We start from the raw sequence: 15,208 nt of genomic DNA on the forward strand, positions 1-15,208 counted from the left end.
GTCAGCCGGTACGTTTTTCGGGGCATGTTCGGAGGCAGTGATGGACGCGGTGTTCTTCGTCATGGCGATCATGGGTTGCGGCGACGGCGCGAGCGGCTGCGCCGAGGCGCGCGTGATGCCGGCGCATTACGCGACGGTGCAGAAGTGCGAGGCGGCGATGGCGGAGGCGCTCGCGCGCAACACCGACCTCGACTTCCCGGTGGTGAGCGCCGCCTGCCGCCGCGACGGGGCACAATGGGCGGACAGGCCGGCCGACGGTAAGCGGCGCGGCTGAGCGGGGCCGCGCGGTCGCGCGGGACGTGCGGTTCGGGGGCAAGACTTAGGACCCGTAGCGCGGCGGGGGACGCTCGCGCCGCGCACATCGTAGCACGTTGTTCTGCTTAGCTCCGTGTTCCGGCTCTCGCCGGAACACGGTCGACCAACACGTCCCCTGGCCTCGCTCACGGCGAGACCCGCGCGGGAACGGCGCAGGACCGCTCACCGCACCTCCAGCACCAGCCTGCCGTCGCCCTCGTCGACCCGCACCGTGGCGCCGTCCTTGACCTCGCCGCGCAGGATCGCCTCGGCGAGCGGGTCCTGGAGGTAGCGCTGCACCGCGCGCTTGAGCGGGCGCGCGCCGTACACCGGGTCGTAGCCGACCCGCCCGAGCCACGCCCGCGCCGCGTCGGTGAGCTCCAGCGCCACCTTGCGCTCCGCCAGCAGCGTGCCGACGCGCGCCACCTGGATGTCGACGATCGGCCCCATGTGCGCCTGCCCCAGCCGGTGGAACAGGATCACCTCGTCGAGCCGGTTGAGAAACTCGGGCCGGAAGTGCGCGCGCACCACCTCCATCACCTGCGGCTCGACCGCCTCCACCGGCTGCCCCTCGTCGAGGTTCGCCAGATACTGGCTGCCCAGGTTCGAGGTGAGGATGATCAGCGTGTTCGAGAAGTCGACGGTGCGGCCCTGGCCGTCGGTCAGCCGCCCGTCGTCGAGCACCTGGAGCAGCACGTTGAACACGTCGCCGTGCGCCTTCTCCACCTCGTCGAACAGCACCACCTGGTACGGTCGGAGCCGCACCGCCTCGGTGAGCACGCCGCCCTCCTCGTAGCCGACATAGCCCGGCGGCGCCCCGATCAGCCGTGCCACCGCATGCTTCTCCATGAACTCGCTCATGTCGATGCGCACCATCGCGCTAGCGTCGTCAAAGAGAAATTCGGCGAGCGCCTTGGTCAGCTCGGTCTTGCCCACGCCGGTCGGCCCGAGGAACAGGAACGAGCCGAGCGGCCGGTTCGGGTCCTGCAGACCGGCGCGCGCGCGCCGCACCGCGGTGGAGACCGCGCGCACCGCCTCGGCCTGGCCGATCACGCGCTCGCCCAGCACCTCCTCCATGCGGAGCAGCTTCTCGCGCTCGCCCTCGAGCATCCGGTCGACCGGCACGCCGGTCCAGCGGCTGACCACGCCGGCGATGTCGTCGGCGGTGACCTCCTCGCGCAGCATCGCGCCCTGGGTCGCCCCGGCCGCCTCGGCGAGCTGCTTCTCCAGCGCGGGGATGCGCCCGTAGGAGAGCTCGCCCGCCTTGGCGAGATCGCCCTGGCGCTGTGCCTGCTCCAGCTCGAGCCGCGCGGCGTCGAGCTGCTCCTTGAGCTTGGCCTCGCCCGCGATCTTGTCCTTCTCGGCCTGCCAGCGTGCGGTCAGCTCGGCGGACTGCTGCTCGAGGTTGGCGAGCTCGTCCTCCAGCGTCCCGAGCCGGTCGATGCTGGCGGCGTCGGTCTCGCGCTTGAGCCCCTCGCGCTCGATCTTGAGGCGGAGGATGCGGCGGTCGAGCGACTCGATCTCCTCGGGCTTGCTCTCCACCTCCATGCGGATGCGGCTGGCGGCCTCGTCCATCAGGTCGATCGCCTTGTCGGGCAGGAAGCGGTCGGTGATGTAGCGGTTCGACAAGGTCGCCGCCGAGACCAGAGCGCCGTCGGTGATGCGCACGCCGTGGTGCAGCTCGTACTTCTCCTTGAGCCCGCGCAGGATCGAGATCGTGTCCTCGACCGTGGGCTCGCCGACGAAGACGGGCTGGAAGCGCCGCTGCAACGCCGGGTCCTTCTCGACGTGCTTGCGATACTCGTCCAGCGTGGTGGCGCCGACGCAGTGGAGCTCGCCGCGCGCCAGTGCCGGCTTGAGCAGGTTGCCCGCGTCCATCGCGCCCTCGGACTTGCCCGCGCCGATCAGCGTGTGCATCTCGTCGATGAAGAGGATGATCGCGCCCTCGGCGGCCTTCACCTCGTCGATCACGCCCTTGAGCCGCTCCTCGAACTCGCCGCGATATTTCGCGCCCGCGATCAGCGAGCCCATGTCGAGCGCCATCAGCGTCTTGTCCTTGAGCCCGTCGGGCACGTCGCCGTTGGCGATGCGCAGCGCGAGCCCCTCGACGATCGCGGTCTTGCCGACGCCGGGCTCGCCGATCAGGACCGGGTTGTTCTTGGTGCGGCGCGCCAGCACCTGGATCGTGCGGCGAATCTCCTCGTCGCGCCCGATCACGGGATCGAGCTTGCCCGCGCGCGCCGCCTCGGTGAGGTCGCGCGCGAACTTCTTGAGCGCGTCGTAGCGATCCTCGGCACCGGCGGTGTCGGCGGTGCGGCCGCCGCGCAGCTGGTTGATCGCCTGGTTGAGCGCCTCCGGCCTGGCGCCGGCGGCCTGGAGCGCCTTGCCCGCGGCGGTGTTGAGGCTCAGCGCCAGCGCGACGAGCAGCCGCTCGACGGTGACATAGCTGTCGCCCGCCTTCTGCGCGATCTGCTCGGCCTGGTCGAGCACGCGCACCGCGTCGTTGGCGAGGCCGGGCGAGGACTGCGCGCCCGGGCCGGAGACCGACGGCAGCTTGGAGAGCGCGAGATCGGTCTCGGAGACCGCGCGGCGCGCGTCGCCGCCCGCGGCCTTGATCAGGCCGGCGGCCATGCCCTGCTCATCCTCGAGCAGCGCCTTGAGGAGGTGTTCGGGCGCGATCTGCTGGTGGCTCATGCGGATCGCGACGGTCTGCGCCGACTGGAGGAAGCCCTTGGCGCGATCAGTGAATTTCTCGAGGTTCATCGTGACGCCCTGTTGTTCTGTCCCGAGAGATGGTGTGGCTTTCGGGCAACACAAGGGGGATGGTGCGCCGCGGCCGCGCCACTCGCCGCCGCGGCAGAGGGGAAACCGTCGGCTCTTGTATTCGCGCCCTGCCACGGCGAACGAGAGAGATCTGACGTTAGGGAGACCATCGTGGCGCGTATCCTCATCACCGGCGGCTGCGGCTTCGTGGGCCGGCATCTGGTCGCGCGGCTCGCGCGCGAGGGCGGGCACGAGCTGTGGATCATCGACGACCTCTCCACCGGCAAGCCGCCGGCCGAGTGGGAGGTGCCGCGGCTGCGCGCGCTCGGCGAGGAGGGCGGGGTGCAGCGCCACGAGCTGGTCGGGCTCGACCAGCAGGTGCGGCTGATCCGCGCCGACTTCGTCGCGGTGGCGCAGGCCGAGCTGGGGATGACGCCGTCGCTCGGGCTGGCGGCGCTGCCGCGCTTCGACGAGATCTATCACCTCGCCTCAGTGGTGGGCGGTCGCAACGTGATCGACAACGACCCGCTCGCCGTCGGCATCGATCTCGCGGTCGACAGCAGCTTCTTCCTCTGGGCGGCCAAGACAGCGCGCCCCGAGCGCATCCTCTACGCCTCGTCGAGCGCGGCCTATCCGATCGACCTGCAGGAGGCGGGCGAGAGCCGCGCGCTGCGCGAGGACGACATCTCCTTCGACAAGCGCCTCGGCCTGCCCGATTACACCTACGGCTGGAGCAAGCTGACGGGCGAGTATCTCGGCCGCATCGCGCACGAGAAATACGGGCTGAGCGTCGGGGTGGTGCGCCCCTTCTCGGGCTATGGCGAGGACCAGGACGTGGTCTATCCCTTTCCCGCGATCGCGCTGCGCGTGGCGGCGCGACGCGACCCGGTCCGCGTCTGGGGCTCGGGCGAGCAGACGCGCGACTTCGTCCACATCGACGACGCCTGCGACGCCTGCGTGCTGGTGTGCCGCGGGGTGAGCGACGCGCGCGCGTTCAACATCGGCACCGGCACGCCGACGCGCTTCCTCGACCTCGCCGCGCGGATGGTGGCGATCGCGGGCTATGACGCCCCGGTGATCGGCACCGCGGGCAAACCGGTAGGGGTGGCGGAGCGCTACAGCGACTCGTCGCGGATCCGCGACGAGCTCGGCTGGCGCCCGACGATCGCGCTCGACGACGGCATCAGGCGGGCGCTGGACTATGCGCGCGGTCGGCTGGAGCGGGGGATCGAGCCGGAGATGTGAGGGGCGTTCCCTCCTCCGGGTCGGTTCCCCGGCGAAGGCCGGGGTTGAGGTGGGATAAAGGCGGCCGGACTGACAGGCATGCCTTGAGGCTGGCTAGGCCTTCGCCGGGCGCGCGGCGAGTTGCTGATGCTTCCCCAAGCATCACCCCGGCGAACGCCGGGGTCCAGTTGGGGAAGATTGGTGCATCTCACGACCGCTATCCCACCTGGACCCCGGCGTTCGCCGGGGTGGTTCGGGGTGGTCGGCGCACCGCTCCCGTCACCCCCGCCCGCTGATCTCCGCCCCCGCCCTCGGGTCAAAGCGCAGGTTCACGAACAGCGCGCCGAACGAGATCGCGGTCACCGTCCAGAAGGCCGCGGTGAAGTCCGGGTAGTCGGGCCGCGTCCGCCCCGCCGCCGCCATCGAGACGTGCAGCGCGGTCGCCCCCGCGCAGATGCCGAGCGACAGCATCAGCTGCTGGAAGGTCGAGTAGAAGCTGGTCGCCGCGCTCATCCGCTCCTTGGCGATCTCGTCGTAGGCGATCGTGTTGTAGGCGGTGAACTGGAACGACATCAGGAAGCCCGACACCAGCATCACCGCGAAGATCGCGGGCAGCGGCCAGCCCGGGCGGAACAGCCCGCACAGCGCGTAGCTGGCGGTGGCGAGCAGCCCGAGGCAGACCAGGCTGGTGCGGAAGCCGAGGCGGCGCAGCAGCCGCGGCGCCACGCCCTTCATCCCGAACGAGCCGATCGCGGTGGCGAGCGTCATCGACCCGCTCTGCGCCGCGCTCAGCCCGAAGGCGAGCTGCAGCAGCAGCGGCAGCAGGAACGGCTGCGCGCCCTGGGTGATCCGCGTCAGCGAGCCGCCCAGCACCGAGAGGCGGAAGGTCGGCACCCGCATCAGCGAGAGGTCGAGGATCGGGTGGTCCGTCCGCCGCGCATGGCGCCAGTAGAGCCCCGCCGCGCCCGCGCCGACCGCGATCAGCGTCGCGGCGAGCGAGCCCTCGCCCTGGCGGCTCGCCAGCTCGAAGCCGAACAACAGGCAGCCGAGCGCCACCGCCGAGAGCACGAACCCCGGCCAGTCGAAGCGATGCACCGCGGGCTCGCGCACGTCGACGATGAAGCGCCCGACCAGCAGGATACCGATCACGCCGATCGGCAGATTGAGCCAGAAGATCCAGCGCCAGTCGAGATAGTCGACGATGAAGCCGCCCACCGGCGGCCCGATGATCGGACCGATCAGCGCGGGCATGATCAGCCACGACATCGCCGATACCATGTCGCGCTTCGCCACCGAGCGCAGCAGCACCAGCCGCCCGACCGGCATCATCATCGCGCCGCCGATCCCCTGCGCGAAGCGCGCCAGCGCCATGGTCGTGAGCGTCGGCGCGAGCCCGCAGGCGAGCGAGCCGAGCACGAACACGCCGATCGCGGCGCGGAACACGTTCTTGGCGCCGAACCGGTCCGCCACCATGCCCGAGGCGGGGATGAACATCGCCAGCGCGACGAGGTAGGAGGTGAGCGCGACGCTCATCTCGGGCGCGCGCACCGCGAAGTCGCGCGCCATCGTCGGCAAGGCGGTGGCGAGCACCGTGGCGTCGAGATTCTCCATGAACATCGCGCAGGCGATGATCAGCGCCACGGTGCGATAGCGCGGGTTGTGCGGCTCGCCGCCGTCATGGTCGGTCGTGGTCGCCACCGAGTCGCCGGCGGGGACGATGCCGTCGCGCACCTCCGAGTTGACGGAGGCGATACCGCGGCGGCGCGGGCGGAGCAGCGGTGGCAGGAGGTTCATCGCGGACGCTAGTGCGCCTCCCCGCCGCCGCGATCAACCGCACCGACCAGGTCATCGCCGCATCGCACAAAATGCTTGCTTGTCGTGACGATCGTCACTATTGTGCAGTGCAACAAGAGGAGCGATCCTGATGGTGGATGAGACCCCATCCGTCACCCAGACTGCCGCGGCGGAGACATCGTCCGCCCGGCGTGCGCGTGCGCCCAAGCGCTCCCAGCCTGCCGCCGCGGCGGCCTCCTCGACGGCTGCACCGGCGCTCGCCGACGCGGCGTCACCCGCGCCGGCGATCGTCGACGCGGCCACCCTGCCGGCGGACGACACCGCCGGCCAGCCCCAGCCGCCGGTCGAGCAGACCGCCGGCCCGACGCCGCTGGCAGAAGCCGCGGCTCCGATCGCAGCGAAGGAACGCGAGATGACCGACACGATGACGTCGTTCGCCGACAAGGCACAGGAAGAGACCCGCTCGGCGTTCGCCAAGACGGGCGAGCAGGCCCGCTCGACGTTCGAGAAGGGCCGCAAGGTGGCCGAGGACATGGCCGATTTCGGCAAGGGCAACGTCGAGGCGATGCTCGAGTCGGGGCGGATCGCGGCGCAGGGTCTCGAGGCGATGGGCCATGAGGCCGCGGCGTTCGTGCGCGAGCGCTTCGACAGCACCGCCACCACGGTACAGTCCTTCGCGTCGGTCAAGTCGCCGACCGAGCTGATGCAGCTCCAGGCCGATTACTGGCGCGGCGCGTTCGACGCGATGGTCAAGGAAGCGTCGCGCTCGACCGAGGCGACGCTGAAGCTGGCGGGCGACGTCGCCAAGCCGCTGCAGAACCGCTTCGCGCTCGCGGCCGAGAAGATCAAGTCGGTCGCCTGACACGGCGAGACTCCGCGGTGAGCGGCACGGGCGGGCGGTCGCGGCGACGCGGCCGCCCGCTCGCGTTCGGCTCCCAGCGCCGCGTCGGCGATTCCGCGCGCGACGGGCTTGCCCTCGCCCGAGTCGATGCCATATCCCGCCGCGTGGCGATGCAGCAGCACAGCTTCTCGATGACGGTCGACCCCCGCCTGGTGGGTGAGGACAATGACGCGGAGAACGGCGGGACCGGTCTCGGCGTGGCGACTCGCACGCGCGCGCGCACCAAGAAGCCGACGCCCTACCGCGTGCTGATGCTCAACGACGATTACACGCCGATGGAGTTCGTCGTCCTCTGCCTGCAACGTTTCTTCCGGATGTCGACCGAGCAGGCCACGCAGGTCATGCTCCACGTCCACCAGAAGGGGGTCGGTGTCTGCGGCGTGTTCAGCTACGAGGTCGCCGAGACCAAGGTCAGCCAGGTGATCGATTTCGCCCGGCAGAACCAGCATCCGCTGCAATGCACGCTCGAGAAGGCTTGAGCGTCTACTTCTCTTCTCCCCCGCGCCGCGCTGTGTTCCAGCGGCCACGCTGACCCCCGCTCTGCCGCGAAGCGCCGGCATGGTAACCACTTCTCCACCGCTGCACGGTTAACCAGCCGCCTCAGACATTAGCTGTCTTCGGGGAATCGCATGTTCGCGGGTATCGGCCTGGTTATCCTTCTCGGCATGGTGTTCGGCGGCTTCGCCATCACCGGCGGTGCGCTCGGCCCGGTGTTCGAGGCGATCCCGCACGAGATGCTGATCATCGGCGGCGCCGCCGCCGGCGCGCTGATCATCGGCAACTCGGGCAAAGAGCTCAAGGCCATGGGCGGCGGCATCGCCAAGGTCTTCAAGGGCCCGAAGTACAAGAAGCAGGACTATCTCGACGTCATCTTCCTCGTCTCCAAGCTGATGAAGATGCTGCGCATGGAAGGCCCGATCGCGCTCGAGCCGCACGTCGAGGACCCCAAGTCCTCCGCCGTCTTCGCCGAATATCCCAAGCTGCTCAAGGACCATACGCTGGTCAACCTGATCGCCGACACGCTGCGCCTGGTCGTGGTGTCGTCGGGCACGCTCGACGTCCACGCGGTCGAGGACGTGATGGACAACGCCATCAAGACCCATCACCACGAGGTCGAGGGGCCGCACCACACGCTGCAGAGCCTCGCCGACGCGCTGCCGGCGCTGGGCATCGTCGCCGCGGTGCTGGGCATCGTGAAGACGATGGGCTCGATCGACAAGCCGCCGTCGGTGCTCGGCGGGATGATCGGCTCGGCGCTGGTCGGCACCTTCATGGGCGTGCTGCTCGCCTACGGCATCGTCAACCCGCTCGCCAGCCGGCTCCAGCAGGTGATCGCGGCGGACGGCGCGATCTACCATGTCGTCAAGCAGATCATCATCGCCTCGCTGCACGGTCACCCGCAGCCGCTGGTGATCGAGGCGGCGCGCTCGGGGATCGACCACAAGAACCAGCCCGGCTTCGCCGAGGTGTTCGACGGCCTGCGCGGCAAGTAAGGCGGGGAGCGACTGAGCCATGGCCAAGGCCCCGCACGGCGCGAACGTCCCGCCGAAGATCATCTACAAGAAGATCTACATCGAGGGCGGCGGCGGCCACCACGGCGGCGCGTGGAAGGTCGCCTACGCCGATTTCGTCACCGCGATGATGGCCTTCTTCCTGCTGCTGTGGCTGCTCGGCGCCACCACCGAGAAGCAGCGCAAGGGCATCGCCGACTATTTCGCGCCGACGCTGATCGACAAGAAGCGCGTCGGCATCGGCGGCAACGGGCTGTTCGGCGGCGAGTCGCTCACCTCCAAGATGAAGATGGGCCCCAAGGCGGGCATGTCGGACATCCGCGCGGTGGCGATCGTCACCTCGACGCCGCAGAACGCCGAGGTGAAGGGCTTCGGCCCGAAGGGCTCACTGCGCAGCGCCGCGCAGGCGACCAAGGAGGATGCCAAGAACTTCGCCAAGCTGCGCGACGAGGTGATGAAGCGCATCGCCGAGACCAAGGAGCTGGCGCGGCTGGCCAAGCACATCCGCTTCACCATGACCCCGCAGGGGCTGCGCATCGACCTGGTCGACGACGCCGATTACTCGATGTTCGCGCTCGGCACGACCGCGCTCGAGCCCGAGGCGGCCGAGCTGATCGGGCTGGTGGCGCGCGGCATCAAGGACATGCCCAACCCGATCATGATCCGCGGGCATACCGACAGCCTCGCCTGGGGTGACCCGCGCGCGATGAACAACTGGATGCTGTCCTCGGGCCGCGCCGAGGCGACGCGTCGCCGGCTCGCGCTGGCGGGGCTGCCCGAGGCGCGCTTCAACCGGATCGAGGGCGTGGCGGACCGCGAGCCGATGGTGGCGGACAACCCGCAGGATCCGCGCAACCGCCGCGTCGCGATCACCCTGCTGTATCGGGCCGGTACCTTCGGCGACTGAGGCGCGCGGGGGCGTGCCCGCGTCGTCGCATAGCCGCGCGTTATAGGCCGCGCCGCGCACGCCACTGGCGGCGCGGCACGGCGCCGCTAGGCTCGCTGCTCCCTTCCCGCGAGCAGGTGCGCGATGATCCCCGCCCCCTATCTGCTGTACCTCGGCCGTTCCGACGATTTCGTCGGGATCAAGACCTCGCGCGGTCTCGCCACCTTCCGCCGCGCCGATTGCGTCGGCGAGTGGCGCCACGACGACGGCCCGCTGACCCTCGACCTCCCGCGGCTCGACCCGGCGGCCGCCCGCGCGGCGGGCGCGCGCACGCTGGTGCTGGGCATCGCCAACGCCGGCGGCACGCTCGCGCCCGACCTGGTGGAGGACGCATTGGCGGCGATCGCGGCGGGGCTCCACGTCGCCGCCGGGCTCCACCAGCGCCTGCGCGATCACCCCCGGCTGGTCGCGGCGGCGGCGGCGGCCGGGGTCGAACTGCACGACGTGCGCGATCCGTCGCGTGACCTGCGCGTCGGCGATGGCAAGCGCCGCGCCGGCAAGCGGCTGCTCACGATCGGCACCGACTGCTCGGTCGGCAAGATGTACGCCACGCTCTGCCTGCGCGACGAGCTGCGCGCGCGCGGGATCACGGCCGATTTCCGCGCCACCGGCCAGACCGGCATCCTGATCGCGGGTGAGGGCGTGCCGGTCGACGCGGTGGTGGCGGACTTCATCAGCGGCGCGATCGAGGCGCTCGCGCCCGCGCGCGCGGACGACGGCTGGGACCTGATCGAGGGGCAGGGCTCGCTGTTCCACCCCTCGTTCGCCGGCGTATCGACCGGGCTGCTCCACGGCGCGCAGCCGGCCGCGCTGCTGCTGTGCCACGATCCGTCGCGCACGCACATGCGCGGCCTGCCGCACTACCCGCTGCCGACACTCGAGGAGTGTCTCGACGCCAATCTCGCAGTAGCGCGGCTGACCAGCCCCGAGGTGCGCGCGGTCGGGGCTGCACTCAACACCGCGGCGCTCGACGAGCCTGCGGCGCGGCGGCTGTGCGCGGAGACTGCGGCGCGGCTGGCCTTGCCGTGCACCGATCCCTATCGTTTCGGTGCTTCGCCGATCGCCGACGAGATGCTCGCATGTTTCGCACCCTGATCGCCCGCCACGACTCCTACCCGCTGCGCGCGCCCTTCCGCATCGCGCGCGGCAGCAAGACCGCGGCGGACGTCGTGACGGTGACGGTGACGCAGGGCACGCACGTGGGCCGCGGCGAGGGTGTGCCCTACCCACGCTACGGCGGGACGGTCGCGGACTCGCTCGCCGCGCTGGCCCAGGTGGCACCGCTGGTGGAGAGCGGTGCAGGGCGCGACGACCTGACGCGCGCGCTGCCGCCGGGTGCGGCGCGCAACGCGCTCGACGCCGCCCTGTGGGACCTGGAGGCGCGCGTCGCGGGCAGCAGCGTGGCCGCGCTCGCCGGCATCGCCGCGGCATCGCCGGTCGCCTCGGCGATCACCATCGCGATCGACGAACCCGCCGCGATGGCGGCGGCGGCGGCGCGGCACGCGCGCGCGCCGCTGCTCAAGGTGAAGGTCGACCGCGCCGCGCCCGAGGCGCAGATCGCCGCGGTGCGCGCCGCGGCGCCCGAGGCGCGGCTGATCGTCGACCCCAATGAGAGCTGGGGCGCCGCCGACCTCGCCGGGCTCGACGCCTTCCTGGTGGCGCAGCGAGTCGACCTGCTCGAGCAGCCGCTCCCCGCCGACGAGGACGAGGTGCTGGCGGCGCGGCGGCCGAGCGTGCCGGTGTGCGCCGACGAGTCGCTCCACACGATCGACGACCTCGATCGGCTCGCCGGGCGCTACACTCATGTCAACGTCAAGCTCGACAAGGCGGGCGGGCTCACCGCCGCGCTGGCGCTGGCGCGCGCGGCCGAGGCGCGCGGCTTCGGGCTGATGGTGGGCTGTATGGTGTGCTCGTCGCTGGGGATCGCGCCCGCGCTGCTGCTCGCCGGGGGCGCGGCCTTCGTCGACCTCGACGGGCCGCTGTGGCTGGCGGAGGACTATACCGGCGGCGTGAGCGATCGCGACGGCGTGCTGGCGCCGCCCGACGCGGGATTCTGGGGTGGCGCATGAGCGTCAGCAGCCGGCATCGAGAGCGCCTGCGCGGGTGAGCGTCGCACGCGCATCCCGCCGGGCTCGCGCATGACGGCGCGCTGGTTCGCGATCCCGCTGTGGCAACGCGTCCTCGCCGGCCTCGCGCTCGGCGTGCTGCTCGGCGCGCTCTGGCCCGAGGGCGCGGCCGCGGTCCGGCTGGTCGGCGAGCTGTTCGTGCGCCTCATCCGCATGCTCGTCGTGCCCGTGGTGCTCGTCACGATCGCCGCCGGGATCGCCGCGCTCGGCGATCCGCGCCGGCTCGGGCCGATCGGGGGACGCGCGCTCGGCTGGTTCGCCGCGACCACGCTGGTGGCGGTCGCGCTCGGCATGGCGAGCGGGCTGTTACTGCGGCCCGGCGCGGGTGTGCGCTTCGCCGGTGTGGCGCCGCACGCGCTCGGCACACCGCCGACGCCGGCCGAGCAGCTGCTCGCGATCGTGCCGACCAACATCGTCGAGGCGCTGGCGCGCGGCGACATGCTCGCGATCATTCTCGTCGCGGTGCTGCTCGGCACCGGCAGTGTCGTCGCTGGTGAGGCAGGGCGGCCGGTGACCGCGCTGCTCCAGGGGCTCGCCGCGGTGCTGCTCCAGGTCGTGCGCGGGGTGATGGAGCTGACCCCGTTCGGCGTCGCCGCGCTGGTCGCCAACGCGGTGGCGAGCGGCGGCGCCTCGGTGTTCGTCCATGTCGGCTGGCTCGCGCTCGCGGTGGTGCTCGGCTCGCTGGTGCAGATCGCCTTCCACGCCGCGCTGCTCCGTCTCGTCGCACGGCTAGGCGTGGCGCGCTTCTTCCGCGGCAGCGCCGACGCGCTGGTCGTCGCTTTCTCGACCGCCTCCTCCTCCGCCACGCTGCCAGTGGCGCTGCGGGTCGCGACCGATCGGCTCGGGATCGAGCGCGCGATCGCGGGCACGGTGCTGCCGCTCGGCGCGAGCGTCGGCAAGGACGGCACCGCGCTCTACGTCGGGCTGCTCGGCCAGTTCGCGCTCCAGTCGCTCGGCGTCGTGCCCGACGTGACGATGCTGGTCGTGATGTGGCTGACGGGCGCGCTGGCCGCGTTCGGCACCGCGCCGGTGCCGTCGGCGTCGCTGTTCATGCTGGCCGCGATGCTCTCCGCCGTGGGGGTGAGCGCCGAACAGACCGCGCTGGTGGTCGGGCTGGTGCTGCCGTTCGACCGGCTGCTCGACATGACGCGCACCGTGCCCTCGGCCTCGGCCAATCTCACCGTCACCGCCCTGGTCGCGCGCGCCGAGGAACGCGCCGCGCTGGCCGCGCCGCCGCCCGCGGGCTAGTCGCCATGTCGATGAATCTGCGGCATATCGAGATCTTCCACGCGGTCTACGTCAACGGCTCGGTCAGCGCCGCGGCGCGCGCGCTGGCGGTGTCGCAGCCCTCGGTGTCCAAGACGCTGCGCCACGCCGAGTCGCTGCTCGGCTTCGAACTGTTCCAGCGGGTCAGCGGCCGGCTCGTGCCGACCGAGGACGCGCACGCGCTGTTCGGCGACGTGGCGGAGATCCAGGACCGCGTCCGCGCGTTGCGCGAGGCCGGGCGCAACCTGCGCGCAGGCGCGGGGACGACGCTGCGCATCTCGGCGCTGCCGAGCCTCGCGCTTGGCGTACTGCCGATCGCGGTGGCGCGCTTCCTGCGCCGCCACCCGCGCGCGCGCTTCGACCTCCAGACCGTCCATCACGACGACCTGCTGCGCAAGCTCTACGAGCGCGAGTGCGACATCGCGATCGCCAACGAGGTGCCGCGCGGCGCGCCGCTGGGGCAGAGCTGGCTCGGCGAGGGCGAGCTGGTGGTGCTGTACCGCGAGCACGACCTGCCCGCCGCGCCGCCGCGGCTCGAGCTGGCGCGGATCGCGGGGCATCCCTTCATCACGCTGGCGGCGAGCGGGCCGATCGGTCGGCTGTTCACCGACGAGCTCGAGCGGCTCGGGCTCGAGCTCGACGACATCGCCTCGGCGCGCACCTTCTACATCGCCGCGGCACTGGTGCGCGCGGGCGTGGGGCTGACCGTGGTCGACAATTTCACCGCCGACGCGGCGATGCAACCGGGGCTGGCGACGCGCTCGCTCAAGCCGCCGCTGACCTTCGACGTCCACGCCATCCACCTGCTCGACCGCCCCCCGAGCGCCCTCGCGGGCGAGTTCCTCGCGCTGCTCTCCGACGTGATCGAGGGGCGATGAGACGCGCATTGCTCGCGCTGGGGCTGCTCGCCGCGGCGCCCGGCGACCTACCGCCGGGAACCCGGTTGGGGCTGCTGGTGGTCGACGCCGAGGGGCACGAGCTGGTCGCCGAGCGCGCCGACGAGCGCTTCGTCCCCGCCTCCAACGCCAAGCTCTTCACCGCCGCCGCGGCCTTCGCCACGCTCGACACCGCGGCGCCCGACGCGGCCGGCGGCGCCACGGTGCGGCGGGAGGGGCGGGACGTCGTGCTCGCCGGGCACGGCGACGCGCGCCTGTCGAGCGCGCCCGACTGCCGGGTCGACTGCCTCGCCGAGCTGGCGCGCGCGGTCGCGGCGCGGACCCGCGTCGTGCGCGACGTGATCGGCGACGACACCGCCTTCCCCGACGAGCGCTGGCCCGCGGGGATGAGCTGGAACAACATGGCGGGGCGCTACGGCACCGCGATCTCGGCGCTGACGGTGGACGACAATGTCGTCGCGGTGACGGTGAGCCCCGGCGAGCGCGTCGGCGCCGCCGCGACGGTGAGCGGCGACGGTTACTTCCGCGTCGTATCGCGCGCCGTCACCGGCGGCACGCGGGCGTCGCTCGGCGCGACGCGCCTGCCGGGAAGCGACCTGCTACGGGTCGTCGGCACCGTTCCCGCGGGCGCGCCGACGACGTTATCGGTCGCGGTCGACGATCCGGCGCATCGCGCGGCGTGGCGGCTCGCGGCGCTGCTCCGTGCGGCGGGGGTGCGGGTGACCGGCCGGGTGACGATGCGGCATCGGCCCTCCTCCGAGGCCGACGAGCCGGCGCGGCGCGGCGCGGCGCCCGTGTCGCGAGCGCCCGAACCTGCGGTACTCGCACGGCTGACACCGCCGCCGCTCGCCGAGGACCTGCGCGCGACGATGAAGGCGAGCCAGAACCTTCACGCCGAGCTGCTGCTGCGCCGCGTCGGCGCGGTGCGCGGCAGCGGCTCGGTGGCGGACGGCCAGGCCGCGGTGCGGGCCTTGCTCGACCGCGCCGGTGTGGCGGGCGCCGCGACCGAGTTCGCCGACGGGTCGGGCATGTCCAATTACGACCGGATCACCCCGCGCGCGGCGGTGGCGCTGCTGCGCTGGACGCAGGCGCAGCCCTGGGGCGCGGCGTTCCGTGATACACTGCCGGTCGGCGCGGTCGACGGCACGCTGGCGCGGCGCTTCACGGGCACGCCGCTGGCGGGCAAGGTGTTCGCCAAGACGGGCTCGCTCAACGCCGCCAACGCGCTGTCCGGCTTCCTCGTCGCGGCGAGCGGGCGAACGCTGACCTTCTCCGCTATCGCCAACGACATGGCGGACGACGCCTCGGCGACGCGCGCGATCGACCGCGCGCTGGCGGAGATCGCGGCGCGAAACTGAACGGCGCGCGCGGCGGCGCGACAGTCGGTTACACTTTCGCTCGTTCGGTGGGACAGTTTCGCGAAGGATGCCGCCTATCACTCTCATCACCGGGCCGCGACGCCGCGGCCGAGGGAAAAGGAGCGTGAC

At 71.9% G+C, this 15,208-nt stretch carries 13 protein-coding genes; 11 read left to right on the forward strand and 2 right to left on the reverse strand.

Annotation, left to right across the window (positions count from 1 at the left end; genetic code table 11):
- The first annotated feature begins 40 nt into the window (after positions 1 to 40).
- Positions 41 to 274: a hypothetical protein gene (locus tag FHY05_RS13020; RefSeq protein ID WP_183944872.1), complete on the forward strand. Its 234-nt coding sequence runs from the start codon at positions 41 to 43 to the stop codon at positions 272 to 274.
- A gap of 203 nt (positions 275 to 477) precedes the next feature.
- Here FHY05_RS13020 and clpB read toward each other — a convergent pair whose 3' ends face one another.
- Positions 478 to 3,057, reverse strand: a complete 2,580-nt coding sequence (clpB, locus tag FHY05_RS13025) for an ATP-dependent chaperone ClpB (protein ID WP_183944874.1) — start codon at positions 3,055 to 3,057, stop codon at positions 478 to 480.
- Between the two features lie 171 nt (positions 3,058 to 3,228).
- On the opposite strand from clpB, the gene FHY05_RS13030 reads away from it, so the two are divergent.
- A complete protein-coding gene (locus tag FHY05_RS13030) occupies positions 3,229 to 4,302 on the forward strand; it encodes an NAD-dependent epimerase/dehydratase family protein (protein ID WP_183944876.1) in 1,074 nt (357 codons plus the stop codon).
- A gap of 258 nt (positions 4,303 to 4,560) precedes the next feature.
- Here the strand turns inward: FHY05_RS13030 and FHY05_RS13035 are convergent, their stop codons facing one another.
- Positions 4,561 to 6,075, reverse strand: a complete 1,515-nt coding sequence (locus FHY05_RS13035; RefSeq protein ID WP_183944878.1) for a DHA2 family efflux MFS transporter permease subunit — start codon at positions 6,073 to 6,075, stop codon at positions 4,561 to 4,563.
- Between the two features lie 130 nt (positions 6,076 to 6,205).
- Here FHY05_RS13035 and FHY05_RS13040 point away from each other — a divergent pair, with 130 nt between their 5' ends.
- The 9 genes from FHY05_RS13040 (at position 6,206) to dacB (ending at position 15,079) form a co-directional block, all read left to right on the forward strand.
- Complete coding sequence (locus FHY05_RS13040; protein ID WP_183944880.1) at positions 6,206 to 6,937, forward strand: phasin family protein; 732 nt, start codon at positions 6,206 to 6,208, stop codon at positions 6,935 to 6,937.
- 170 nt (positions 6,938 to 7,107) lie between these two features.
- Positions 7,108 to 7,455, forward strand: a complete 348-nt coding sequence (clpS, locus tag FHY05_RS13045) for an ATP-dependent Clp protease adapter ClpS (RefSeq protein WP_183944934.1) — start codon at positions 7,108 to 7,110, stop codon at positions 7,453 to 7,455.
- A 150-nt stretch (positions 7,456 to 7,605) separates the two neighbouring features.
- The gene (gene motA / locus FHY05_RS13050; RefSeq protein WP_183922857.1) at positions 7,606 to 8,469 is read left to right on the forward strand and encodes a flagellar motor stator protein MotA; all 864 of its coding nucleotides are present in this window, start codon (positions 7,606 to 7,608) and stop codon (positions 8,467 to 8,469) included.
- 19 nt (positions 8,470 to 8,488) lie between these two features.
- Positions 8,489 to 9,394 (forward strand): flagellar motor protein MotB, encoded by a 906-nt coding sequence (locus FHY05_RS13055; RefSeq protein ID WP_183944882.1) that lies wholly within the window; start codon positions 8,489 to 8,491, stop codon positions 9,392 to 9,394.
- 123 nt (positions 9,395 to 9,517) lie between these two features.
- A complete protein-coding gene (dgcN, locus tag FHY05_RS13060; protein WP_183944884.1) occupies positions 9,518 to 10,528 on the forward strand; it encodes an N-acetyltransferase DgcN in 1,011 nt (336 codons plus the stop codon).
- Positions 10,513 to 11,502: an N-acetyl-D-Glu racemase DgcA gene (dgcA, locus tag FHY05_RS13065; RefSeq protein WP_183944887.1), complete on the forward strand. Its 990-nt coding sequence runs from the start codon at positions 10,513 to 10,515 to the stop codon at positions 11,500 to 11,502. Before dgcN ends, dgcA begins: the two co-directional genes overlap by 16 nt.
- Before the next feature lie 69 nt (positions 11,503 to 11,571).
- Positions 11,572 to 12,807: a dicarboxylate/amino acid:cation symporter gene (locus tag FHY05_RS13070; RefSeq protein ID WP_183944889.1), complete on the forward strand. Its 1,236-nt coding sequence runs from the start codon at positions 11,572 to 11,574 to the stop codon at positions 12,805 to 12,807.
- An 11-nt stretch (positions 12,808 to 12,818) separates the two neighbouring features.
- On the forward strand, positions 12,819 to 13,703 hold the full coding sequence (locus tag FHY05_RS13075; protein WP_183944935.1) for a LysR family transcriptional regulator: 885 nt from the start codon (positions 12,819 to 12,821) through the stop codon (positions 13,701 to 13,703).
- The gene (dacB, locus tag FHY05_RS13080; protein ID WP_183944890.1) at positions 13,700 to 15,079 is read left to right on the forward strand and encodes a D-alanyl-D-alanine carboxypeptidase/D-alanyl-D-alanine-endopeptidase; all 1,380 of its coding nucleotides are present in this window, start codon (positions 13,700 to 13,702) and stop codon (positions 15,077 to 15,079) included. The genes FHY05_RS13075 and dacB overlap by 4 nt, the downstream gene beginning before the upstream one ends.
- Positions 15,080 to 15,208 lie beyond the last annotated feature (129 nt).

It is taken from the genome of Sphingomonas sp. BK580 (assembly GCF_014194975.1).
In the GTDB taxonomy this organism is placed as follows: Bacteria; Pseudomonadota; Alphaproteobacteria; order Sphingomonadales; family Sphingomonadaceae; genus Sphingomonas.